The sequence below is a fragment of the Erwinia pyrifoliae DSM 12163 genome, from assembly GCF_000026985.1.
Taxonomy (GTDB): Bacteria; Pseudomonadota; Gammaproteobacteria; order Enterobacterales; family Enterobacteriaceae; genus Erwinia; species Erwinia pyrifoliae.
The window spans coordinates 910,531-932,697 of the sequence record NC_017390.1 but is presented as its reverse complement, the minus strand read 5'-3'; the positions used below and the strand labels follow the sequence as shown (position 1 = coordinate 932,697).

Below are 22,167 nucleotides of genomic sequence, written 5' to 3'. Positions count from 1 at the left end.
ATTCGGTAATATGGGCGTTTTACCGTATTCCCGCAGAGGGATTAAGAAACCGCCCATGTATACGTGTATAAATTTGTACTCAATTCCACCACACAGAGGTATACTTTAGCTATGCGATGCCCTCGCAGCGCAAGTGAGAAACCCGCTTTGCTACGTAGCAAAGCCTTCATCAAGGAACAGAGATTGCTGCTCTCACCAGTGGATCTCATTTTAAGTGAGAAAAATATGAATCAGACCATGTCCCAGAAGCTCGCCAGAGACAGTCTTGGAAATGCGCAAAGTTTTGAAGGAGGTATGTACATAACGAAAAACGGAGTAGCAGAGTTATTTATTCAGACCGCAGCAGAACGCCAGGCTGAACTGAGAGAAATCGAGCAGGAAAGAAATATAAATGCCCTTTTTAAGCTGGCCATGATGGCTAAAAAGGAGATCGCAGATGGCAAAGGCATGTCTCCTGAAGACGTTGTAGAGAGGTTACGTGCCGCAAGAAAATAACAGAGAGGTATTGAGTGTCAAAACAGTATTCAATCGCAGTCGCGCCGATGGCGTATCAATGTTTACAAGATATTGAATCATTTAAAAGCGGAAGTATCGGGGCACAACAAGCGGCAAGTTTGGTTGAACGTCTCCTGATGGACTCCATAAAAAACATTAAGGAAGATCCTGAAAGATACCGCTTTAACGCACATCTATCCGATCGCGGATTGATGTTACGTGAAAGACTTGATGTGGAAAGCGAATATCGCTTGCTTTATGATTTCGATGGTGAACATATCGAAATACTGCTTTTCATCAGCATGAAGCAGGACTTTGACAAGCAACTCTACCGCTATAACATACTAAAATGACGCTCAATGCCCGATTATTCCGGCTTTTTTACGCCTTTTTGACGAAATTTGGCATAGTGGACGTTTTACCGAATGCCTGTCATTTAAATTGTGTGTCAATCTGAAATTTCACGCTTCTTCAATGTCGATGGCAGGCGGGTTTGGTGCAGAATGCCGATCGCGGTCACGCCAGCACTCGCCGACACAATGTACAGATGATGACTTTGATAAAGCCAGCTGCGCACCCCTGCCCCTAACCGATCGCTGACATCATCACCAATATCAGGATGATTCGCCAGCATCTGCATGGTAAGGCGCATCCCTTCCAGGTAGACTTTCGCCACCTCCTTATTCCATTGCTGAACAGAATATGCCCTTATTTCCTTCATATCCTCTTTAGCATCATCCGTGAGTGTGAATTTTCCCATTACAGATCCTTCATCAACTCGTCGAACACCGCGTCACCATCGTGAACCTGTCCGGCTTCCATCTGGGCTATGGAGCGGGTCAGCCTGGTTCGTAAAGCCTCCAGCTTCAGCTGTTCAAGCACCGCGTAATCTTCGGCAGGAACGACAACAACCGCAGGACGGCCATTACAGGTGATGCTAACCGGCTCACGCTGCGCTTTGGTCATCAAATCCCCAAACTGCGTTTTCGCCTGATTGGCGGTAAAACTTAACATGGTCTCCTCCTTAATCATGCTATTAGCACAGATCGTGCGATTCGCATTAATCATAGAACGGTAGGGATAAATGTACCAGCGGTTTATCCCCGCTGGCGCGGGGAACACAGCGGCTAATCCCGGCCTGTGTGAAAGCGGGACGGTTTATCCCCGCTCACGCGGGGAACACTAGTAATAGAAGCAAGAAAATTATCATCAAAGCGGTTTATCCCCGCTCACGCGGGGAACACGGCGTTGATGCCGACTTGTTCGTTTCTAACCTCGGTTTATCCCCGCTCACGCGGGGAACACTTGTCGCGAACCGGCGCATTTACTGTTACGTCCGGTTTATCCCCGCTTACGCGGGGAACACAAATAGAGGTAACACCAATGGCTTCAACACGGCGGTTTATACCCGCTTACGCGGGGAACACCGCTTTGTTTGAGATAATAAGCAAGTTCTCCCCGGTTTATCCCCGCTCACGCGGGGAACACGGATGGTGGCCACGGTAACGTTATTCGATACTCGGTTTATTCCCCGCTCACGCGGGGAACACTTCATGCTGTCGCCATGACGTCATTTAACCCGCGGTTTATCCCCGCTCACGCGGGGAACACCCAAATTCCCCGACTCACAAATAAATTTCCGGCGGTTTATCCCCGCTCACGCGGGGAACACATGGTTAGCCTGATAATAATCAGCGTCATAAACGGTTTATCCCCGCTCACGCGGGGAACACTAATGATAGCAAAGCCCCGCACGGACGCGAGGCGGTTTATCCCCGCTCACGCGGGGAACACTCTAAAACTATCTCACTGATCTTAGAAAGTTTTTTACCACTCCATATTTCTACCAACTTTTTCCCACTCTAAAGCGCGCACGGATTCGCGACTTAAAGCAGGGAAAATCGGCTTGATACACGGCCACATATGCGGGGCAAACGGCTGAGTGAACATCTTCAATATAGCGGAAATGGCAGCGTAAAGACGAAAAAAAACCGGTTTGTAAGACCGGGTTGATTCCTGTTCCGCAGCGGTTGGTGGCCGCTTTGCGCAACGGTGCTGCCTGTACCTGCTAACAACCGGTACGCGCCGTGAAGGGTAGCCCAACAGCATTCACCGGCTGCGCGCACGCTCCTTTATCAAGGAGATGCAGGTGATAACGCAGGGAGCAATCCTGCTGACGTTGCAGATACTGCACGTCAGTTTGCTGATTATCGTTACCATTAAGCAACTGACCGGGCGCCCGTAAGGGTTGAAGGAACTTGAAAAAGACAGGGAGTTAACCGCCCCTGCCTTTTTTTCGTTGGCGCTTTCCGGGTTGCAGACTGCGGCGTGATACACTCTCACGCTGTCTGCCAATCCTTAGCGAAAGCCGTAATGAATGCTGATAAACCGATAACCCGACTGGTGCTGTGCGATCGCCCGGCTGAGCATGTGGTGCGCCTGACGCTGAATCGCCCTGCCCGGCGCAATGCCTATAATGCGCAGATGGTTGGCGAGCTGGAGCAGTGGCTGAACTGGTGCGAACGGCAGTCGGCGGTGCGTACGGTTATCCTGACCGCTGGCGGCGAGGCGTTTTGCAGCGGCGCAGATCTGCACGTAGCGTTCTCCCACGGCGGTGAGGGGCTGCGTAACTCCAGCGGCGGCTATCATCCGCTCCAGCATCTGCCACGGCGTAAAATCTGGATTGCGGCGCTCAACGGCCATGCTATGGGCGGCGGGCTGGAGATGGCGCTGGCGTGTGATTTTATCGTCGCCAGCGAGCAGGTGCATATCGCTCTGCCGGAAGTGCGCCACGGACTGCTGCCGCTGGGCGGAGCCATTAGCCAGCTGGCAGCGCTTCTGCCGCCGAATATTGCGCGTGAGCTGCTACTGACCGGAGAAGCGATGGATGCCAGGCGCGCACTGGCGCTGGGCTTATTTAACCAGGTGGTGAATGCAGAACGGCTGGCAGACGCCGCGCTGGCGCTGGCTGAACGCCTCAACCAGGCCGCGCCGCTGGCGGTACAGGCCTGCAATGCCCTGCTGAACCAGGCGCTGGCAGCCGATATCAGCCAGCAGAGCGACAGGGAGTTGCAGCAGTTACAGCGCAGCGAGGATTACCAGGAAAGCCTGCGTGCGTTTGCCGAACGGCGCGCCGCGCAGTGGCAGGGGCGCTGATTTACAGCTGCACGCCCTTAAACAATGCGCTCAGCCCCAGCCCGCCAGCTATTCCCAGCATCGCCAGGCCGTAGCCTTCGCTCTGCCGCTGGCTGACCAGCTGGCTGAACAGCCGCGTCACCATTATCGCCCCGGAAGCGCCGTACGGATGCCCCAAAGCAATAGCGCCCCCCTGCTGGTTGATCCTGTGTTCATCTATACCCAGTGCATCAACCGATGCCAGCACCTGGGCGGCAAAGGCTTCATTGAACTCAATGACCTCAACCCCGTCCAGCGTCAGGCCCGGCTGACGCCGCAGCAGTTTTTCCGTGGCGGGAACCGGGCCGAGGCCAAGTAAATTCGGGTCAACGCCTGCGCTACAGGCATCGGCAAACAGCAGCCCCTGGGTAAATCCGCACTCCCGCGCCCTGCGTCGGCTCATCACCAGCAGCAGCGCAGCCCCGTCATTCAGCGGACAGCAGTTACCCGCCGTCACCGAGCCATCGGCGGCAAATACCGGCGGTAATGCCGCCAGCTGCGCCAGCGAGGTGCCGGGGCGCGGGCACTCGTCATTTTCGACCAGGCAATGGCCCAGGTTAAGCGGGACGATCTCCTCACGGAATGCGCCCTGCTGCGCGGCGGCCAGCGCGCGCTGGTGGCTGCGCAGCGCAAAGCGATCCTGGCGTTCCCGGCTGATGGCGCACTGACGCGCGACGTTTTCCGCGGCGATGCCCATGTCCGGATCGCCGATCTCATCCGGTGAAAAACGTGCACGAGGGTAAAAGCGCGGCATCTGCTTTAGCGTGGCGGGCTTCTCCACCCGCCAGGGCGCGTTGCTGACGCTCTCTACGCCGCCGGCCAGATAGCATTCGCCCGCCCTGGCCTGCACCAGCCGACAGGCGTTAATCACCGCTTCCAGCCCGGAGCCGCACTGCCTGTCCACCGTTACGGCAGGCACGGTCATCGGCACGCCCGCCGCCAGCGCCGCCAGCCGCGCAATATTGCCGCCGCCGCCGGTGGCGTTGCCGATAATCACCTCATCAATCGCCGTCATACCTGCTGGCAGCAGTTTGTTAAACAGCGGGGCCAGCAGCGCCTCCGGCGGCACGCTGGCCAGAGAACCATAAGCCCTGCCGACAGGAGTACGGCGGGCGGCCACAATCACCGGCTGCCGGTCATCCTCAGGCTGATAATTCAGTAAGCTCTGTATAGCTGCCATCTTTGATCCTCTGTTCCAGCTCGGCGCGTTTGATTTTCCCGCCCGACGTTAGCGGCCAGCGTTTAATCTGGTAGTAGTGACGCGGCAGTTTGTATTTTGCCAGCAACGGGCAACTTTGCTGCGGCAGCTGGTGGATAACATCGTCAGCGGCTTCAATCACCGCCACCATTTTTTTCCCCAGATAAGCATCATCGACCGCAATCACCACCGCTTCCGTCACGCCGGGCAGGCTTTTAATCACTGATTCAACTTCAGACAGATAGATATTATTGCCACCGCTGAGGATCATATTTCCCCGGCGGCCGATAATATGCAGGCGCTGCTGCGCGTCGAGATAACCGATATCGGCAACCGTGGCTCCCCACGGCCGTTTTTTGAAGGCGCTGTCGTCATCGCCCCATAAATAGCCGTCGATAATCTGTTCACTGGCCAGCCAGATAGTGCCCGGCTGCCCGGCGGGCAATAATTCACCCTCGTCATTGCGGATGGTGATTTCCGTCGCGGGAAAAGCCTGCCCGACGCTGGCCAGCGATGTGCTGATGTTGTCATCATCGAGGGTGGAGACGGCAACAAAGCCCAGCTCGGAGGCGCCGTAATACTCCTGCATCACCGCCTGCGGGAACAACGCCCTCGCCAGACGCCAGTGATTAAGCTCCAGCTTGGCTCCGGCGCTGAGCAGAGAGCGCAAGCCGGGATAATCTGACTGCGCGGCGGCGGCGGCCAGCCCGGCGATCATCGTCGGCACCACCACCAGGCGCTCAATCTGCTGCTGCGCCAATAGCATCAGCACCGCCTGCGGCTGCCAGCGCGCGGTGCTGTAAAAACAGCCGCCCGCATACAGGGTTTCATTCAGGCAGTAAAGCCCGATACCGTGCGACAGCGGGCCGGGGAACAGCGTTGACGGGGCATGCGCCAGCCGGAAGATCTCCACACCGTTTTCAAAGCTGCAACGCCAGGATCGACGCGAGCGGATAAACGCCTTTGGCAGACGGGTGGTGCCGGAGGTAAAGCCGATCAGAAACGGCGTTGCCGCCTGCATATCCGCGCAGAAAGCGTCATCGTCGGCGACCGGCTGCGCATGCTGCCAGCCATCCAGCGCCAGCCAGCGGATCTCCAGCCGCTGCGCCAGCGCGATCAGCCGGTGATTCTGGCGTTGCAGCAGCAGCAGGTCCGGTTTCAGGCGATTCAATATGTCGCGCAGATTATCTTCCGGCGTCAGCGGATCGATAACCACCGCCGTAAACGGCCGGGCGGTGGCCGCCAGCCAGGCAACGGGAAAGGTGATATCGTTAGCGCTGGCGATCGCCACCACGCCCGTGGCTAACGACAGCCTGCAAAGATGCTGATACAACGCGTTTGAACTTTGCCACAGCTGCAGCCAGCTTAGCGTCTCGCCATCGATATTCAGCGCATCGTCATGGGGCTTTTTTGCCGCATGCCGCTGCACGCGATCCTGTACCGGCATCAGGCGCTGGCCTCAATAAATGGCAGGTGCTGGCGCAACGCGGCACGGGTTTCATCCGGGATCGGGCAGGGTTTATTATCCAGCGGATTAACGCAAACCCAAATGAGTTTTCCTTCGGCACAGAGAGTGCTTTTATCCGCCAGCAACAGTTGGATAGAGAAAATTAAACTGCTGTTGCCCAGTTTTGCGACAGCCACCTGTGGCATCACTTCATCATCCACCGTCAGCGGATGGTGGAACGTTGCCTCACATTTTTTCACATGATAGGCTACGCCAGCGCTCTGCGGGCGGAATAACGGCAGCAGATGGTAGCGACGAAAGGCGTTGACCACCGCATCTTCAAAGTAATCTAAATAGACCGAATTATGCACATGGCCATTTAAATCGATATCGCGCATTGAAATGCGAAACGTTTCGCTGTTGCGCTGCTGCATAAAAAACACCCACCTGTAAACCTAAATACACTGAAGAAAAGATACCATGAAAGCCAGTTTATTCACCAGAGCGATGGTCCGCGAGTTCGGTAATATCGAGGATATCCTGCGGCTTGAGCAGGCCGAACTGCCTGAACTTGCCGACGGCCAGGTGCGGGTAAAAATGTCTTTTGCCACCATCAACCCTTCGGATGTGATTACCCTTTCCGGTGCCTACCGCTCGCGTATTGCCCTGCCTTTTGTACCCGGCTTTGAAGGCGTGGGCAGCATCTGCCAAAGCAACGACCCGGCGCTGGCGGTTGGCCAGCGCGTGCTGCCGGTGGGCAGCATGGGAGCCTGGCAAAACTACAAAGACAGCGCCGCGCGCTGGTGTTTTACCCTGCCCGATTTCGTCAGCGATCGCCAGGCGGCCACCGGCTACGTCAATCCGATGACCGCGCTGCTGATGCTGAGTGAAGCGCTGGAGTTCACGCCCGGTATGCGCATTATGATCAATGCGGCCAATTCAGCTATCGGCAAAATGCTGATCCGCATCGCCAACCATATGGGGCTGGAGCCGGTTGCCATCGTGCGTAAGGCGGAAAACCTCAGGCTGTTTACCGGTTACGCCACCCAAAGTCTGCTGAACAGCAGCGCGCCGGATTATCCTCAGGCGCTGGCCGCCCTGCAACGTAGCGGCGGCGTGGCGGCGATCTTCGACTGTATCGGCGGCGATGAGTCGCTGACGCTGGCCCGGGCGCTGGCTCCCGGCGGGCAGTTTATTCACTATGGCCTGCTGTCGGGTCAGCCGATCCCGCCCGCCTTCTGGCGCAGTCGCCCCGACATTCGTTTTTCCCATTTCCATCTGCGCATGTGGGTACACGGCCACGACAAGGCGGTGGTACAAAGTAAAATCGATGAAGTGATGGCGCTGATCCGTGACGGGGTGATTGCCACAGAGATTGTCGCCGAGTATGCGCTGGCCGGGATTGATAAGGCGGTGGCGGCGGTAAGGTCGGGTGAGCTGAAAGGCAAGATTTTACTGCGGCTGTAAGCACGGACGGAGCGGAAAATCCCGCCCCGCCTGTACGGCGTTATTCCAGCGTTGGCCAGGCGCGCCGCACCGTGCGGACGATAGCCACCACCAGCACCACTTTCAGCAGATCCCCCGGCAGGAAGCCCAGCGAGGCAACGGCCGCCTGCTTCAGGGAGATGCCCGCCACGGCAGCAATCCAGGGAATGCCCATTGAGTAGACCAGTACCAGCCCACCCAGCGCGACAATGAGCAGCTCTTTCACCCACGTCAGGGAATGCAGGCTGCGACGATAAAGCCAGCCAATCAGCAGCGCCGCCAGCGGCCAGGCGAGGATAAAGCCAGCGCCTGGGCCAATAAAGATGCCAAACCCGCCGCGCCCTCCGGCCAGCAGCGGTAGCCCGATGGCCACCAGCAGGTCAAACAGCACCATCGCCAGCGCGCCGCGTTTCGCGCCGGCAATTGCCCCGGCAAACATGCAGCCCATTGACTGGGCGGTGATCGGCACCGCAATCACCGGCAGGTTGAAGGCCGGGAACAGGCCCAGCGCCGCCGTCATGGCGGCAAACAGCGCGATATAGACAATATCTTTGGTGGACATAAATACTCTCTCAGGTTTTACGTTGCGGCTGCGGGTCGTAAGCGCGGGCTTCCAGCGCAGCGGCGATATCATCAGCCATTTTCAGGGTACGCACCATCACCGGCACGGCCACGGCCAGAATGCTGTGATCCAACCCGCGCGCTCTTTGCGCTTCGCGCACCTCAAGCGTAATGGCCGCCAGCACCGGGATAAAGCGTAACGCCAGCGCCAGCGCCAGGCTGATTTTTGCCGGGTTGATGCGCATAAAGCGCAGCCAGAACAGGCCTTTCTCCAGCGCCTCGATCATCGCGCTGGTGCGGGTGGTTAGCGTCACCAGCGCCGCCATCAGCATTAATGCCGCCAGGCGCACTATCACCAGCAGGCCCGACTGCCAGCTCACCATCCACCACTGCACGGCAAACAGCAGTAGCAACAGCCACAACAGCGGCTTGAGTTGCAGCAGCAGGGTACGCCCCGGAATACGCGCCAGCGGATAACACAGCGCAATGACAAACAGTACAGCAACGGCAAATGCCAGCCGGGGAAAAACAAACAGCAGCGTGCCCGTCACCGCCAGCGCGAGGATTTTGATCCCCGGCGGCAGGCGGTGGATGGCTGAATCGCCGGGCTGGTAATCACTTACCGTCATGACATCATCCTGATATAGGCATTCAGCGCCACGGCGGGGATATCATCTGCCACCACCTGCCCGCCTTCAAATACCAGCACGCGGTCAAAATCCTGCAAGAAGTCCAGATCGTGCGATACCACAATGGCGGTTTGATCCAACCCGGCGATGGCTTCGGCAATGCGGCGCTTGTTGCGCAGATCGAGCAGCGTGGTCGGTTCGTCAAACACGATATACTGCGGTTCCATCACCAGCACCCCCGAAATCGCCAGCAGCTGCTTTTGTCCACCGCTTAACAGATGTGCCGGATGCTGACGCAGATCCTGCATATCGTAACGCGCCAGCGCGGCGTCGGTACGCTCGCGGATCGTCGCTTTCGACAGCCCGAGATTCTTCATGCCGAAAGCCAGATCCTCTTCCACCAGCGGAAAAACAATCTGGTTATCCGGGTTCTGAAAAACAAAACCCACTTTACGTCGCACCGCTTTGCCATGCTGGCGGGTATTCAGGCCATCGACCCGCACCTCGCCCTGCTTCGGCAGCAGCAGGCCGTTCAGCAAGCGGGCAAAGGTACTTTTGCCGCAGCCATTGCTGCCGACGATGCCAATACGCTTTTCAGTCAGTTGTAGATTGATGTTGTTGAGTACCTGGCGCTCAGCGAACGCGTGCGATACTCCCTGCAGTTCCAGCATGGAAGCTCCTGAATCAGGCGGGTTGACGCGGGCGCGGCTGACGCCCGATGGTCAGCAGATCGACCACGGCAGCAGGCGACAGCGACATAACAAAATCGACGGCGCGACAGATATCGGCGGTGGACAGCATCTCGTCTGCCTCAAAGCCGCTGCCCTGCGCCATATCGGTATCCACCACGTCCGGGCACAGCGTGGTGACCTTAATCCCCTGCATGCCCAGCTCGCGGGCAATCGAGCGGCTGTAGCCCACCAACGCATGTTTGCTGGCGGCATAGCTGGCAACGCTGCCGTACGGCTGCACGCCGCCGATCGAGGCAAGGTTGAAGATGCGCCCTGCCGCCGATTTCAGCAGCCACGGGGTACACAGCTGGCAAAGGTGATGGATGGCGGTGACGTTGGTCGCCAGCAGCGCGCTGAAGTCTGACAGCGGGGTTTGCGTTGAGCCGGGGCGGAAAATCCCGGCGGCGTTGACAAGCACATCAAGCTGCTGATGCGTTGCCAGCGCCAGCTGTAGCCGCTGCGCCACCGCCGGATGGTCGCAGAGATCCAGCGCCAGCGTCTGCACGCGTGCCGCATCAAGGGTGGCGGCAAAGGATGCCAGCCGCTGCGCATCACGCGCCACTAAAATCAGCTGATAGCCCTGCGCATAAAAATGGCGGGCAAGATGGTGACCGATACCACGGGAGGCACCGGTGATCAGGGCAACTTTTTCGGACACAACGCGCCTTTCAATCGCTATTCAAAGGCGGCAAAGATACGCTATTTTGCCGCAGAAATACAAAACGGCCCCCGCAGGAGCCGTTATTTTCTACACCAATCGCGGGTTATTTCTTTTTCGCTTTCGGGTTTGGCAGGTCGGTAATGCTGCCTTCGAAGATTTCCGCCGCCAGGCCAACCGATTCATGCAGGGTTGGGTGCGCGTGGATGGTCAGCGCGATATCTTCCGCATCACAGCCCATCTCGATAGCCAGACCGATTTCACCCAGCAGCTCGCCGCCGTTGGTGCCGACAATCGCACCGCCGATCACACGATGGGTGTTTTTGTCGAAGATCAGCTTGGTCATGCCGTCTGCACAGTCGGAAGCGATGGCGCGGCCTGAAGCTGCCCACGGGAAGGTGGACGTTTCATAGCTGATGCCTTGCTCTTTCGCTTCTTTCTCGGTCAGACCGACCCAGGCAACTTCCGGCTCGGTGTAGGCGATAGACGGGATCACTTTCGGGTCGAAGTAGTGTTTCTTACCGGAGATCACTTCTGCCGCGACGTGGCCTTCATGCACGCCTTTGTGCGCCAGCATCGGCTGACCAACGATATCGCCGATGGCGAAAATGTGCGGCACGTTGGTACGCATCTGCTTATCAACGCGGATAAAGCCACGGTCGTCGACTTCAACACCGGCTTTGCCCGCGTCCAGACCTTTACCGTTAGGTACGCGACCAATGGCGACCAGCACCGCGTCGTAACGCTGGGGTTCGGACGGCGCTTTTTTGCCTTCCATCGTGACATAGATACCGTCTTCTTTCGCTTCAACGGCGGTCACTTTGGTTTCCAGCATCAGGTTGAACTGCTTAGAAATACGTTTGGTGAACACTTTCACCACGTCTTTGTCCGCAGCCGGGATCACCTGATCAAACATCTCTACCACGTCGATCTGTGAACCCAGCGCATGATAAACGGTAGCCATTTCCAGGCCGATAATGCCGCCGCCCATTACCAGCAGGCGTTCCGGCACTTCTTTCAGCTCCAGCGCATCGGTTGAATCCCAAACGCGCGGATCTTCATGCGGAATAAACGGCAGTTCAATAGGACGCGAACCGGCGGCGATAATCGCATTGTCGAAAGTGATGGTGGTTTTTGAACCCTCTTCTGCGGTCACTTCCAGCGTGTTGGCACCGGTGAATTTACCAAGGCCGTTAACCACGTTGACCTTACGGCCTTTCGCCATACCGGCCAAACCGCCGGTCAGCTGAGAGATGACTTTTTCTTTCCAGCCACGCACTTTATCGATATCAGTCTGCGGCTTGCCGAAGACAATGCCGTGTGCTTCCAACGATTTGGCTTCTTCAATCACTTTGGCAACGTGCAGCAGGGCTTTAGAAGGGATACAGCCAACGTTCAGACAAACACCGCCCAGGGTGCTGTAGCGCTCAACGATAACGGTCTCCAGACCTAAATCCGCTGCACGGAAGGCGGCAGAGTAGCCTGCAGGACCTGCCCCAAGTACCACGACCTGAGTTTTAATTTCTGTACTCATCATGACCTCTTATTTGATAGTCCGGCGGGTCAGACTGATACCCGTCATACCTGAATCTGCATCTGTGTTGGCTGCGTTCGCTCGCCCGAATCACTTACCGGTGTAAGCTCATCGGGACTCGCTCCCTTGCCGCCTTGATGCAGCTCCAGTTATTTTGGGTATATTATTCAACGTCCTTTATCCACCGGGACGCGTTCACCGCAAGAGTTTACAGAATTGTTAATAAACTGCAAACCACGGTGCCACGAATCTTTACAACAAGGCCGGCTTACGCCGGCCTTAATCAATGGTCCTACATCACCAGACGGCGGATGTCGGCCAGGGTGTTATTAATGATGGTAATGAAGCGCGCACCGTCCGCACCGTCGATCACGCGGTGGTCGAAGGAGAGCGAAATCGGCATCATCAGACGCGGCATAAACTCTTTACCATTCCACACCGGCTCCATCGCCGACTTGGAGACGCCAAGGATAGCCACTTCCGGCGCGTTAACGATTGGCGCAAAGTGGGTCGTCCCCAGGCCGCCAATGCTGGAGATGGTGAAGCAGCCGCCCTGCATTTCGCCGGCGGTTAGTTTGCCATCACGCGCTTTTTTCGAGATGGCGGTCAGTTCACGCGACAGCTCAACAATCCCTTTCTTGTTGACGTCTTTAAATACCGGCACCACCAGGCCATTTGGCGTATCAACCGCCACGCCGATGTTGATGTATTTTTTCAGCGTCAGCTTCTGCGCATCTTCAGACAGCGAGCTGTTAAAGCGCGGCATTTGCTCAAGCGCAGCGGCAACGGCTTTCATGATGAACACCACCGGGGTGAACTTCACGTCCAGCTTGCGCTTCTCTGCTTCGGCGTTCTGCTGTTTGCGGAACGCTTCCAGGTCGGTGATATCGGTTTTGTCGAAGTGGGTAACGTGCGGGATCATCACCCAGTTACGGCTCAGGTTGGCACCAGAGATTTTCTGGATGCGGCCCAGCTCCACTTCTTCAACTTCACCAAACTTGCTGTAGTCCACTTTCGGCCACGGCAGCATGCCCGGCATTCCGCCACCGGCAGCCGCCGGTGCTTCGGCGCGTTTCACCGCGTCTTTGACGTAGCTCTGCACGTCTTCTTTCAGAATTCGTGATTTGCGTCCGGTGCCCTTGACCTTCGCCAGGTTAACGCCGAATTCACGCGCCAGACGGCGGATAACCGGCGTGGCGTGCACGTAGGCATCGTTTTCTGCAAATTCAGACTTCGCTTCCGCTTTAGCAGGAGCCGCTGCCGGAGCGGCTTTTTCTTCCTGCTTAGCCGCAGCAGGTGCTGGCGCTTCAGCTTTCGCCGCCGGAGCCGCAGCAGGCGCTGCGCCCTCAACGTCAAAGACCATTACCAGAGAACCGGTGCTGACTTTATCGCCAGCGCTGATTTTGATCTCTTTAACCGTACCGGCGAATGGTGCAGGCACTTCCATTGAGGCTTTGTCGCCCTCAACGGTGAGGATCGACTGTTCCGCTTCAACCTTGTCGCCGACTTTGACCATGATCTCGGTCACTTCAACTTCGTCGCCGCCGATATCCGGTACGTTCACTTCTTTTGCCGCGCTGGCAGCCGCCGGGGCCGCAGCAGCAGCGGCCGGAGCCGCCTCTTGCTTCTCTTCAGCCACTGCCGGTGCAGGCGCATCGCCAGCCGCTTCGAAGATCATAATCAGTTTACCGGTTTCAACCCGGTCGCCGGTGGCGATTTTGATCTCTTTCACCACGCCAGCCTGCGGCGAAGGCACTTCCATTGAGGCTTTGTCGCCTTCAACTACCAGTATCGACTGCTCAACTTCTACCGTGTCGCCAACCTTGACCAGGATCTCGGTGACTTCAACTTCGTCCGCCCCGATATCAGGAACATTAATTTCGATAGCCATTACTCTATTACCTCTTATGCCAGGCGCGGGTTAACTTTATCAGCATCGATATCGAATTTAGCGATAGCTTCTGCTACCACTTTCTTGTCGATTTCGCCACGTTTAGCCAGTTCACCCAGCGCGGCAACCACTACGTAAGATGCGTCCACTTCGAAGTGGTGACGCAGATTTTCACGGCTGTCTGAACGACCGAAACCGTCAGTACCCAGTACGCGATAGTCGCTGGCTGGAATAAAGCTGCGCACCTGCTCGGCAAACAGTTTCATGTAGTCGGTAGACGCCACGGCTGGGGCATCGTTCATCACCTGAGCGATGTACGGCACGCGGGCTTCCTCGGTTGGGTGCAGCATATTCCAGCGCTCGCAGTCCTGACCGTCACGCGCCAGTTCGGTGAACGAGGTCACGCTGTACACGTCAGAACCCACGCCATAGTCTTTCGCCAGAATCTCTGCCGCTTCACGGACGTGACGCAGAATAGAGCCTGAACCCAGCAGCTGTACCTTGCCTTTGCTACCTTCAATCGTGTCCAACTTATAGATACCCTTACGGATACCCTCTTCTGCACCGGCCGGCATAGCAGGCATATGGTAGTTTTCGTTCAGCGTGGTGATGTAGTAGTAAATATTTTCCTGTGCTTCACCGTACATGCGCACCAGGCCGTCATGCATGATGACCGCCACTTCATAGGCGTAAGCCGGGTCGTAAGAGATACAGTTCGGGATAGTCAGCGACTGAATGTGGCTGTGACCATCTTCGTGCTGCAAACCTTCGCCGTTCAGGGTGGTACGACCGGAGGTGCCGCCGACCAGGAAGCCGCGCGCCTGCTGGTCGCCCGCTGCCCAGCACAGATCGCCGATACGCTGGAAGCCAAACATCGAGTAGTAGATATAGAACGGGATCATCGGCAGATTGTTGGTGCTGTAAGACGTTGCCGCCGCCAGCCAGGATGCGCCTGCCCCCAGTTCGTTGATCCCTTCCTGCAGGATCTGACCTTTCTCGTCTTCTTTATAGTAAGCAACCTGCTCACGATCCTGCGGGGTGTACTGCTGGCCGTTCGGGCTGTAAATACCAATCTGGCGGAACAGGCCTTCCATACCGAAGGTACGCGCTTCGTCGGCGATGATTGGCACCAGGCGATCTTTGATCGACGGGTTCTTCAGCATCACGTTCAGGGCGCGCACGAAAGCGATAGTGGTTGAGATCTCTTTGTTCTGCTCATCCAGCAGCTGGCGGAAGTCTTCCAGCGCCGGCATTTCCAGCTTCTCGCTGAATGTCGCTTCACGCGTTGGCAGGTAACCGCCCAGTTTTTCGCGCTGGCCGTGCAGGTAGTTATACTCGTCTGAACCTTTTTCGAAAGTTACGTACGGCAGTTTTTCGATGTTGGCATCGTCAACCGGCACGTTGAAACGATCGCGGATGTAGCGTACGCCATCCATGTTCATTTTCTTCACCTGGTGAGCAATGTTTTTGCCCTCGGCGGTTTCACCCATACCGTAACCTTTCACGGTATGCGCCAGGATCACCACCGGCTTACCTTTGGTGTCCTGCGCTTTTTTCAGCGCGGCATAAATTTTCTTCGGATCGTGACCGCCACGGTTCAGTGACCAAATCTCGTCGTCGGTCATATCCTTCACCAGCTCGGCGGTTTCCGGGTAGCGACCGAAGAAGTGCTCACGAACGTAGGCACCGCTTTTTGATTTGAAGGTCTGGTAGTCACCGTCAACGGTTTCATTCATCAGCTGGATCAGTTTGCCGCTGGTATCTTTACGCAGCAGTTCGTCCCAGCGACCGCCCCAGATCACTTTGATCACTTCCCAACCGGCGCCACCAAAGATGCCGTCCAGTTCGTTGATGATCTTGCCGTTACCGGTGACCGGGCCGTCCAGGCGTTGCAGGTTACAGTTGATGATGAACACCAGGTTATCCAGTTTTTCACGGGTAGCGATGGTGATCGCCCCTTTGGATTCCGGTTCATCCATCTCGCCGTCGCCGAGGAAGGCGTAAACGGTCTGGGCAGAGGTATCTTTCAGGCCACGGTGTTCCAGATATTTCAGGAACTTAGCCTGATAGATCGCCCCCAACGGGCCAAGACCCATAGAAACGGTCGGGAACTGCCAGAAGTCAGGCATCAGTTTAGGGTGCGGATAAGAGGACAAGCCCTTTCCGTGCACTTCCTGACGGAAGTTGTTCAACTGGTCTTCGGTCAGACGGCCTTCAAGGAAGGCACGCGCGTATACGCCCGGAGAGATATGGCCCTGGAAGTAAACCAGATCGCCGCCGTCTTTTTCAGTGCGCGCACGGAAGAAGTGGTTAAAGCACACTTCATACACGGTGGCAGAAGACTGGAAGGAGGACATGTGACCACCCAGTTCCAGGTCTTTTTTCGACGCACGCAGCACGGTCATGATCGCATTCCAGCGGATAGCGGAACGGATACGGCGCTCTAAAGAAGCGTTGCCAGGATATTCCGGCTCCTCTTCAACGGCAATAGAGTTGATGTAGTTACTGGCTCCGGCACCTGCGGCAACTTTAACGCCACCTTTACGTGCTCCGCTCAGTACCTGGTCGATCAGATACTGCGCGCGCTCAACACCTTCTTCACGGATGACCGACTCGATCGCTTCTAACCAGTCGCGAGTTTCCATCGGATCCACGTCATTGTTTAAACGTTCTGACATGGGGGTATTCCTTATCTGTGTCTAATTTCGTTGAATTGTCTGGAACCTGTCTCTCTGCGCTCTGATGCGCGGTAAAGCACAGAGAGACAGGTTCTTCGTTGAACCCTTTCATATTTGCAGCGGCACCGGTGCCGGCCAATCTGAATCGCTTACCCCGGTAAACGTATCCGGATTGACTAGAATACCAGCCGGGTGCAGTGCAAATTATCAGGGATAACATACCTTTATCAGGTATGCGTCGCGTTATATTTACGCGTTAATCCTTACGTTGCTGTAAACGGCGCAGGGAGCGTTCTCTGCGGCTTTGCTCCCGGCTTCTGTCCAGCAATACTTCTTCGATAAACGCCAGATGGCGGTGTGAGGCTTCGCGCGCCTTTTCCGGCTCGCGTGCCACAATCGCCGTGAAAATACTGGCGCGGTGTTCGCTTACCCGCGCCAGCATTTCGCGGCGCGCGTAGAGCATTTCAAAGTTCTGCCTGACGTTCTGTTCCAGCATCGGCCCCATGCTGCGCAGTAAATGCAGCAGCACCACATTATGCGCCGCTTCTGTGACAGCTATTTGATACTGCATCACAGCATTGGCTTCCGCATCAAGATCGCCACTTTGCTGGGCGGTTTGAATCTGCAGATGGCAGTCGCGAATCCGCGCCAGATCTTCGTCAGTGCCGCGCAGCGCGGCGTAATAGGCAGCAATGCCTTCCAGCGCATGCCGCGTTTCCAACAGGTCAAACTGAGATTCAGAATGGCCGGCCAGCAGTTCAACCAGCGGGTCGCTCAGGCTTTTCCACAGACTCTTCTGCACGAAAGTGCCACCGCCCTGACGGCGTAATAGCAACCCCTTGGCTTCCAGACGCTGGATAGCCTCACGCAGCGAAGGACGCGAGACATCAAACTGCAATGCCAGCTCGCGTTCGGGCAGCAGTTTCTCCCCCGGACGCAGCGTGCCCTCCATAATCAGGGACTCAAGCTGTTGCTCTATCACATCAGAGAGCTTTGGTTGGCGGATCTTGCTGTAGGCCATCATCCCTTCTTTATGCGATTAGCCAGAGTAAATTGGTCATACCAATTTCAAAAAGGTGCCAGTAAACTAACAAAGTATTCACCTGATGTCCATATGGTAACCCGTGGAAACCAGACCTGGCTCTCATACCCTGGCGCGCTCAGGCGTAGAATTGACGATGCGCCAGGTGTAAAAAAAATGTTAAACCAGATCGCTTTTTCGAAACCAGCCAGCAAGTTAGTGGAAGAAGTACCGGGGAGTCATAAGAGAATGTTATTCGTCATTTTTGCGAATTTGTGACAAAAGATGAGGGAAGATGAATCTGGTGCAATCGCTTATTTTTCAGGCAAGCTTGCTCATAATAAGTCGAAACCAGGTGCATTAATACGCGCATATCACTATTCTCTGCGCTGGGGTAGCTTCTGCCCCCTATTTCGCTCAAAACACAGCGTAAAGTTTTCGATACAGAATAATGACAACGTCACGCACCTGGTCACAGGAAGGTGACAAACTCTCACCGGGATGAGCTGGCATCGTTACACCATCAGGACGAAAATCACAGTTGATAACTCTGCGGCATAGGGCATGGCAGGGTTTAAAGCCTGACACAGGCACTTATAAGAACGAGGTTTCTATGGAACAACAGCAGGGCGATACGCTGAAGCGCGGCTTAAAAAATCGCCATATTCAGCTGATTGCGTTGGGCGGTGCCGTCGGTACAGGACTTTTTCTCGGTAGCGCATCGGTCATTCAATCCGCGGGTCCCGGCGTCATACTGGGCTATGCCATCGCCGGCTTTATCGCCTTTTTGATTATGCGCCAGCTGGGTGAAATGGTCGTGGAAGAGCCGGTAGCCGGAAGCTTCAGCCACTTTGCCTACAAATACTGGGGTAATTTTGCCGGTTTCACCTCTGGCTGGAACTACTGGGTGCTGTACGTGCTGGTCGCCATGGCTGAACTGACGGCAGTCGGTAAGTATATTCAGTTCTGGTACCCGGAGATCCCCACCTGGATGTCTGCCGCTGCGTTCTTCGTGCTGATTAACGCCATCAATCTGACGAACGTAAAAGTATTTGGTGAAATGGAGTTCTGGTTCGCCATCATTAAAGTGGTGGCGGTCATCGCTATGATCCTGTTTGGCTGCTGGCTGTTGTTTGGTGGTCACGGCGGGCCGCAGGCTACCGTGCGCAACCTGTGGCAGCAGGGCGGCTTCCTGCCTCACGGTTTCACCGGGCTGGTGATGATGATGGCTGCCATTATGTTCTCATTCGGCGGCCTGGAGCTGGTGGGTATTACCGCAGCCGAAGCGGATAACCCGGAAAAGAGCATCCCAAAAGCCACCAACCAGGTGATTTACCGCATCCTGATTTTCTATGTCGGCTCGCTGGCCGTGCTGCTTTCACTGCTGCCGTGGACGCGGGTCACCGCTGATACCAGCCCGTTCGTGCTGATCTTCCACGAGCTGGGTGATACGCTGGTAGCAAACGCCCTTAACGTGGTAATTCTGACCGCTGCGCTATCGGTATATAACAGCTGCGTTTACTGTAATAGCCGCATGCTGTTTGGACTGGCGCAGCAGGGCAACGCGCCCAAAGCGTTGCTGAAAGTGGACCGCCGGGGCGTGCCGGTGGTGTCAATTCTGTTCTCTGCCGTTGCTACCGGCCTCTGTGTACTGCTCAACTACCTGATGCCCGGCGAGGCTTTTGCTCTGTTGATGGCGCTGGTGGTGTCTGCTCTGGTGATCAACTGGGCAATGATTAGCATGGCGCATATGAAATTCCGCCGTACGAAAAATCATCAGGGAGTGCAAACTCGCTTCCCTGCACTGTTCTATCCGTTGGGAAACTGGATCTGTCTGCTGTTTATGGTTGCGATACTGGTATTAATGGCCATCACGCCCGGTATGGCGATTTCCGTCTGGCTGATCCCGGTGTGGGTGCTGATCCTTGCCGTTGGTTACTGGATTAAAACCCGCACGCAGCGCACGTAATCATCAAGCCCGCTTTTCATTCGGCCAGCCACGCTGGCCGAATTGTTATCTGCCTCACATTTAATATCCTCCACGCGTTTAATCCATCTCTGCGACGTTTTGTACCTGCACATTGTGGCCGTTAAGGGTCAATACTCTGCTGTACCAACCACAGCGGGAGAATGATCGATGAATGGCGCTGCACTCACTGTCAAAGAGAAGATTGGCTACGGAATGGGCGATGCCGGGTGCAATATGATCGGCGGTGCCATCATGCTCTTCCTTAACTACTTCTATACCGATGTCTTTGGCCTTGCCCCGGCGCTGGTGGGCGTGCTGTTGCTATCGGTCAGGGTTCTGGATGCAATCACTGACCCGATAATGGGTGCTATTGCCGATCGCACGCGGAGCCGCTGGGGCCGTTTCCGCCCTTGGCTGCTGTGGATCTCCCTGCCCTACGTGCTGTTCAGCGTGATGATGTTTACCACCCCGGACTGGAGCTATGACAACAAGGTTATCTACGCCTTTGTCAGCTATTTCCTGATGTCGCTGACCTACACCGCCATCAATATACCCTACTGCTCGCTGGGCGGTGTCATTACCAACGATCCGGGCGAGCGCGTTTCCTGCCAGTCATACCGCTTCGTGATGGTGGGGATTGCCACGTTGATCCTTTCGCTTTCGCTGCTGCCGATGGCCGGGTGGTTTGGCGGCGCGGACAAAGCGCGCGGTTATCAGATGGCGATGAGCGTGCTGGCGCTGATGGGTCTGTTTATGTTTCTGTTCTGCTTCGCCACGGTGCGCGAGCGTATTCGCCCGGCTGTGCCGGGTCATGATGATTTGAAAGCCGATCTGCGTGACGTGTGGAAAAACGACCAGTGGGTGCGCATTCTGCTGCTGACGCTGTGTAACGTCTGCCCTGGCTTTATTCGCATGGCGGCCACCATGTACTACGTCACCTGGGTAATGCAGCAGTCAACCCAGTTTGCCACGCTGTTTATCAGCCTGGGCGTGGTTGGCATGATGATTGGCAGCACGCTGGCAAAAGTGCTGACCGACCGCTGGTGCAAACTAAAGGTTTTCTTCTGGACCAATATCGCGCTGGCCGCTTTTTCCGGCGGCTTCTACTTCCTCGATCCACAGGCCACCATCCTGATTCTGGTGATGTATTTCCTGCTCAACATCCTGCACCAGATCCCCTCACCGCTGCACTGGTCACTGATGGCTGACGTCGATGACTACGGCGAATGGAAAACCGGCAAGCGCATTACCGGGATCAGTTTTTCCGGCAATCTGTTCTTCCTTAAAGTGGGTCTGGCGGTGGCCGGGGCGATGGTCGGGTTCCTGCTCTCCTGGTACGGCTACGATGCCACAGCGCAACAGCAAAGCCCCTCCGCGCTGAACGGCATTGTGCTGCTGTTTACCGCTATTCCGGCGCTGGGTTACCTGGTTACCGCTGCCGTAGTCAGGCTGCTAAAAGTAGACCGCCAGCTGATGCAGCAAATCCAAATCGACCTGCAACAGCGCCGCGCCAACTATCAGGAACTTAACGATTATCAACACGGCAAAGCGCTGAACGCGCCATCGCAAGGAGAGTTACGATGAACCACTGGCCCAATCCGTTGATCGAACGGCGCGCAGATCCTTTTATCCTACATCATCAGGGCAGCTACTACTTCATCGCCTCAGTACCGGAATACGATCGGCTGGAAATCCGCCGGGCCGCTACCTTGCCGGGGCTGGCACAGGCCGCCGCTGTAGTCATATGGAGAAAACCCGATAGCGGCTTGATGAGCGCGCTAATCTGGGCGCCGGAGTTGCACCGTATTGGCGATCAGTGGGTGATCTATTTTGCCGCTGCCCCATCTCAGGAGATCAAGGACGGCCTGTTCCAGCACCGCATGTTTGCCCTGAGCTGCGACGCTGAAGACCCGCTTGCGGGTGAATGGGTGGAACGCGGGCAGATACACACGCCAATCGACAGCTTTTCGCTGGATGCCACCCATTTTGTGCACCAGGGCAAGAACTGGTATCTGTGGGCTCAGAAAGACCCGGCGATCCCCGGTAACTCCAATCTTTATCTGGCGCCACTGGCCGCCCCCTGGCAAATCAGCGGCCAGCCGGTGATGCTCAGCCGCCCGCAATACGAGTGGGAATGCGCCGGATTCAGCGTCAATGAAGGTCCGGCTGTGATCCGCCACCGGCAGCGGCTGTTTGTCAGCTACTCTGCCAGCGCCACCGATGAGAACTACTGTATGGGGCTGTTATGGATTGATGCAGACGCCGACCCGCTGGTTAGCGCTAACTGGCATAAATCCGCCGCGCCGGTATTTACCAGCAGCTGGGAGAACCGTCAGTACGGCCCAGGCCACAACAGCTTTACCCAAGGGGAGGACGGCGAGGACGTGCTGGTATATCACGCGCGCAGCTATACCGAAATCGACGGCGACCCGCTATATGATCCTGGACGCCATACGCGCATCAAACGCTTTGACTGGGATGCCGACGACATGCCGCAGTTCGGTACACCTCCGGCAGACAGCGGAGCATAAACGGTCAGTATCATTAGTTGCAAAAACCGTTCTGTTGCACAGAAATACGGTTCTGCAAGGTATGTTTCTTATCAACACTGAATTATTATCATACTGATGGAAAAAAGGTAGTTTGACCCGTCAAAAAGCGGGTGTTTCATTCGATAAACACAGTTTGAACGGGAG

20 protein-coding genes and 1 CRISPR repeat array are annotated in these 22,167 nt (G+C 56.2%); of the genes, 7 read left to right on the top strand and 13 right to left on the bottom strand.

Annotated features, from left to right (window positions below; genetic code table 11):
• Nucleotides 1-225 precede the first annotated feature (225 nt).
• Together EPYR_RS04145 and EPYR_RS04140 are read left to right on the top strand one after the other, a co-directional pair.
• The gene (locus tag EPYR_RS04145) at nucleotides 226-495 is read left to right on the top strand and encodes a hypothetical protein (protein ID WP_041474091.1); all 270 of its coding nucleotides are present in this window, start codon (nucleotides 226-228) and stop codon (nucleotides 493-495) included.
• A 14-nt stretch (nucleotides 496-509) separates the two neighbouring features.
• Nucleotides 510-848, top strand: a complete 339-nt coding sequence (locus EPYR_RS04140; protein WP_014538615.1) for a type II toxin-antitoxin system RelE/ParE family toxin — start codon at nucleotides 510-512, stop codon at nucleotides 846-848.
• Between the two features lie 95 nt (nucleotides 849-943).
• Here EPYR_RS04140 and EPYR_RS04135 read toward each other — a convergent pair whose 3' ends face one another.
• The gene (locus EPYR_RS04135; RefSeq protein ID WP_012667158.1) at nucleotides 944-1,255 is read right to left on the bottom strand and encodes a type II toxin-antitoxin system RelE/ParE family toxin; all 312 of its coding nucleotides are present in this window, start codon (nucleotides 1,253-1,255) and stop codon (nucleotides 944-946) included.
• Nucleotides 1,255-1,509 carry a type II toxin-antitoxin system Phd/YefM family antitoxin gene (locus EPYR_RS04130; RefSeq protein ID WP_012667157.1) on the bottom strand — a complete coding sequence of 85 codons (255 nt, stop codon included), beginning with the start codon at nucleotides 1,507-1,509 and terminating at the stop codon, nucleotides 1,255-1,257. The genes EPYR_RS04135 and EPYR_RS04130 overlap by 1 nt, the downstream gene beginning before the upstream one ends.
• Before the next feature lie 79 nt (nucleotides 1,510-1,588).
• A CRISPR array of direct repeats spans nucleotides 1,589-2,289; the repeat unit is 29 nt; unit sequence CGGTTTATCCCCGCTCACGCGGGGAACAC.
• A 579-nt stretch (nucleotides 2,290-2,868) separates the two neighbouring features.
• Between EPYR_RS04130 and EPYR_RS04125 the strand changes: the two genes are divergently transcribed.
• On the top strand, nucleotides 2,869-3,651 hold the full coding sequence (locus EPYR_RS04125; RefSeq protein ID WP_014538612.1) for an enoyl-CoA hydratase/isomerase family protein: 783 nt from the start codon (nucleotides 2,869-2,871) through the stop codon (nucleotides 3,649-3,651).
• A gap of 1 nt (nucleotide 3,652) precedes the next feature.
• Here the strand turns inward: EPYR_RS04125 and EPYR_RS04120 are convergent, their stop codons facing one another.
• The 3 genes from EPYR_RS04120 to EPYR_RS04110 are packed head-to-tail and all read right to left on the bottom strand — an operon-like array spanning nucleotide 3,653 to nucleotide 6,748.
• Nucleotides 3,653-4,849: a thiolase family protein gene (locus EPYR_RS04120; protein WP_014538611.1), complete on the bottom strand. Its 1,197-nt coding sequence runs from the start codon at nucleotides 4,847-4,849 to the stop codon at nucleotides 3,653-3,655.
• The gene (locus EPYR_RS04115) at nucleotides 4,812-6,314 is read right to left on the bottom strand and encodes a class I adenylate-forming enzyme family protein (RefSeq protein ID WP_012667154.1); all 1,503 of its coding nucleotides are present in this window, start codon (nucleotides 6,312-6,314) and stop codon (nucleotides 4,812-4,814) included. Before EPYR_RS04115 ends, EPYR_RS04120 begins: the two co-directional genes overlap by 38 nt.
• The gene (locus tag EPYR_RS04110) at nucleotides 6,314-6,748 is read right to left on the bottom strand and encodes an acyl-CoA thioesterase (protein WP_012667153.1); all 435 of its coding nucleotides are present in this window, start codon (nucleotides 6,746-6,748) and stop codon (nucleotides 6,314-6,316) included. Before EPYR_RS04110 ends, EPYR_RS04115 begins: the two co-directional genes overlap by 1 nt.
• 46 nt (nucleotides 6,749-6,794) lie before the next feature.
• Here EPYR_RS04110 and EPYR_RS04105 point away from each other — a divergent pair, with 46 nt between their 5' ends.
• On the top strand, nucleotides 6,795-7,781 hold the full coding sequence (locus EPYR_RS04105; RefSeq protein ID WP_012667152.1) for a zinc-dependent alcohol dehydrogenase family protein: 987 nt from the start codon (nucleotides 6,795-6,797) through the stop codon (nucleotides 7,779-7,781).
• 40 nt (nucleotides 7,782-7,821) lie between these two features.
• On the opposite strand, the gene EPYR_RS04100 is transcribed toward EPYR_RS04105, so the two are convergent.
• From EPYR_RS04100 to pdhR, 8 genes are all read right to left on the bottom strand, one after another.
• Nucleotides 7,822-8,433 carry a biotin transporter BioY gene (locus EPYR_RS04100; RefSeq protein ID WP_014538610.1) on the bottom strand — a complete coding sequence of 204 codons (612 nt, stop codon included), beginning with the start codon at nucleotides 8,431-8,433 and terminating at the stop codon, nucleotides 7,822-7,824.
• Nucleotides 8,372-8,989: an energy-coupling factor transporter transmembrane component T family protein gene (locus EPYR_RS04095; RefSeq protein WP_012667150.1), complete on the bottom strand. Its 618-nt coding sequence runs from the start codon at nucleotides 8,987-8,989 to the stop codon at nucleotides 8,372-8,374. The genes EPYR_RS04100 and EPYR_RS04095 overlap by 62 nt, the downstream gene beginning before the upstream one ends.
• Nucleotides 8,986-9,660, bottom strand: coding sequence for an energy-coupling factor ABC transporter ATP-binding protein (locus EPYR_RS04090; RefSeq protein ID WP_012667149.1), 675 nt, complete (start codon nucleotides 9,658-9,660; stop codon nucleotides 8,986-8,988). Before EPYR_RS04090 ends, EPYR_RS04095 begins: the two co-directional genes overlap by 4 nt.
• Before the next feature lie 13 nt (nucleotides 9,661-9,673).
• Entirely contained in the window at nucleotides 9,674-10,378 is a 705-nt protein-coding gene (locus tag EPYR_RS04085) for an SDR family NAD(P)-dependent oxidoreductase (RefSeq protein WP_012667148.1), read from the bottom strand.
• 106 nt (nucleotides 10,379-10,484) lie between these two features.
• A complete protein-coding gene (gene lpdA, locus EPYR_RS04080; protein WP_012667147.1) occupies nucleotides 10,485-11,912 on the bottom strand; it encodes a dihydrolipoyl dehydrogenase in 1,428 nt (475 codons plus the stop codon).
• Nucleotides 11,913-12,204: 292 nt separating this feature from the next.
• On the bottom strand, nucleotides 12,205-13,803 hold the full coding sequence (aceF, locus tag EPYR_RS04075) for a pyruvate dehydrogenase complex dihydrolipoyllysine-residue acetyltransferase (protein ID WP_012667146.1): 1,599 nt from the start codon (nucleotides 13,801-13,803) through the stop codon (nucleotides 12,205-12,207).
• A 14-nt stretch (nucleotides 13,804-13,817) separates the two neighbouring features.
• Nucleotides 13,818-16,481, bottom strand: a complete 2,664-nt coding sequence (gene aceE, locus EPYR_RS04070; RefSeq protein ID WP_012667145.1) for a pyruvate dehydrogenase (acetyl-transferring), homodimeric type — start codon at nucleotides 16,479-16,481, stop codon at nucleotides 13,818-13,820.
• Between the two features lie 256 nt (nucleotides 16,482-16,737).
• Nucleotides 16,738-17,502 (bottom strand): pyruvate dehydrogenase complex transcriptional repressor PdhR, encoded by a 765-nt coding sequence (gene pdhR / locus EPYR_RS04065; RefSeq protein WP_012667143.1) that lies wholly within the window; start codon nucleotides 17,500-17,502, stop codon nucleotides 16,738-16,740.
• Nucleotides 17,503-18,115: 613 nt separating this feature from the next.
• On the opposite strand from pdhR, the gene aroP reads away from it, so the two are divergent.
• From aroP to EPYR_RS04050, 3 genes are all read left to right on the top strand, one after another.
• Nucleotides 18,116-19,471, top strand: a complete 1,356-nt coding sequence (aroP, locus tag EPYR_RS04060; protein ID WP_012667142.1) for an aromatic amino acid transporter AroP — start codon at nucleotides 18,116-18,118, stop codon at nucleotides 19,469-19,471.
• A gap of 168 nt (nucleotides 19,472-19,639) precedes the next feature.
• Entirely contained in the window at nucleotides 19,640-21,055 is a 1,416-nt protein-coding gene (locus EPYR_RS04055; protein WP_012667141.1) for a glycoside-pentoside-hexuronide (GPH):cation symporter, read from the top strand.
• Nucleotides 21,052-22,002 carry a glycoside hydrolase family 43 protein gene (locus EPYR_RS04050; RefSeq protein ID WP_012667140.1) on the top strand — a complete coding sequence of 317 codons (951 nt, stop codon included), beginning with the start codon at nucleotides 21,052-21,054 and terminating at the stop codon, nucleotides 22,000-22,002. The genes EPYR_RS04055 and EPYR_RS04050 overlap by 4 nt, the downstream gene beginning before the upstream one ends.
• Nucleotides 22,003-22,167: the final 165 nt, after the last annotated feature.

Coding starts and splice junctions, on each gene's coding strand:
- aceE (WP_012667145.1), bottom strand. CDS start 16,481: ATGTCAGAACGTTTAAACAATGACGTGGATCCGATGGAAACTCGCGAC.
- EPYR_RS04090 (WP_012667149.1), bottom strand. CDS start 9,660: ATGCTGGAACTGCAGGGAGTATCGCACGCGTTCGCTGAGCGCCAGGTA.
- EPYR_RS04105 (WP_012667152.1), top strand. CDS start 6,795: ATGAAAGCCAGTTTATTCACCAGAGCGATGGTCCGCGAGTTCGGTAAT.
- aceF (WP_012667146.1), bottom strand. CDS start 13,803: ATGGCTATCGAAATTAATGTTCCTGATATCGGGGCGGACGAAGTTGAA.
- EPYR_RS04135 (WP_012667158.1), bottom strand. CDS start 1,255: ATGGGAAAATTCACACTCACGGATGATGCTAAAGAGGATATGAAGGAA.
- aroP (WP_012667142.1), top strand. CDS start 18,116: ATGGAACAACAGCAGGGCGATACGCTGAAGCGCGGCTTAAAAAATCGC.
- EPYR_RS04145 (WP_041474091.1), top strand. CDS start 226: ATGAATCAGACCATGTCCCAGAAGCTCGCCAGAGACAGTCTTGGAAAT.
- EPYR_RS04130 (WP_012667157.1), bottom strand. CDS start 1,509: ATGTTAAGTTTTACCGCCAATCAGGCGAAAACGCAGTTTGGGGATTTG.
- EPYR_RS04110 (WP_012667153.1), bottom strand. CDS start 6,748: ATGCAGCAGCGCAACAGCGAAACGTTTCGCATTTCAATGCGCGATATC.
- EPYR_RS04115 (WP_012667154.1), bottom strand. CDS start 6,314: ATGCCGGTACAGGATCGCGTGCAGCGGCATGCGGCAAAAAAGCCCCAT.
- EPYR_RS04095 (WP_012667150.1), bottom strand. CDS start 8,989: ATGACGGTAAGTGATTACCAGCCCGGCGATTCAGCCATCCACCGCCTG.
- EPYR_RS04120 (WP_014538611.1), bottom strand. CDS start 4,849: ATGGCAGCTATACAGAGCTTACTGAATTATCAGCCTGAGGATGACCGG.
- EPYR_RS04050 (WP_012667140.1), top strand. CDS start 21,052: ATGAACCACTGGCCCAATCCGTTGATCGAACGGCGCGCAGATCCTTTT.
- pdhR (WP_012667143.1), bottom strand. CDS start 17,502: ATGGCCTACAGCAAGATCCGCCAACCAAAGCTCTCTGATGTGATAGAG.
- lpdA (WP_012667147.1), bottom strand. CDS start 11,912: ATGAGTACAGAAATTAAAACTCAGGTCGTGGTACTTGGGGCAGGTCCT.
- EPYR_RS04055 (WP_012667141.1), top strand. CDS start 19,640: ATGAATGGCGCTGCACTCACTGTCAAAGAGAAGATTGGCTACGGAATG.
- EPYR_RS04100 (WP_014538610.1), bottom strand. CDS start 8,433: ATGATATCGCCGCTGCGCTGGAAGCCCGCGCTTACGACCCGCAGCCGC.
- EPYR_RS04125 (WP_014538612.1), top strand. CDS start 2,869: ATGAATGCTGATAAACCGATAACCCGACTGGTGCTGTGCGATCGCCCG.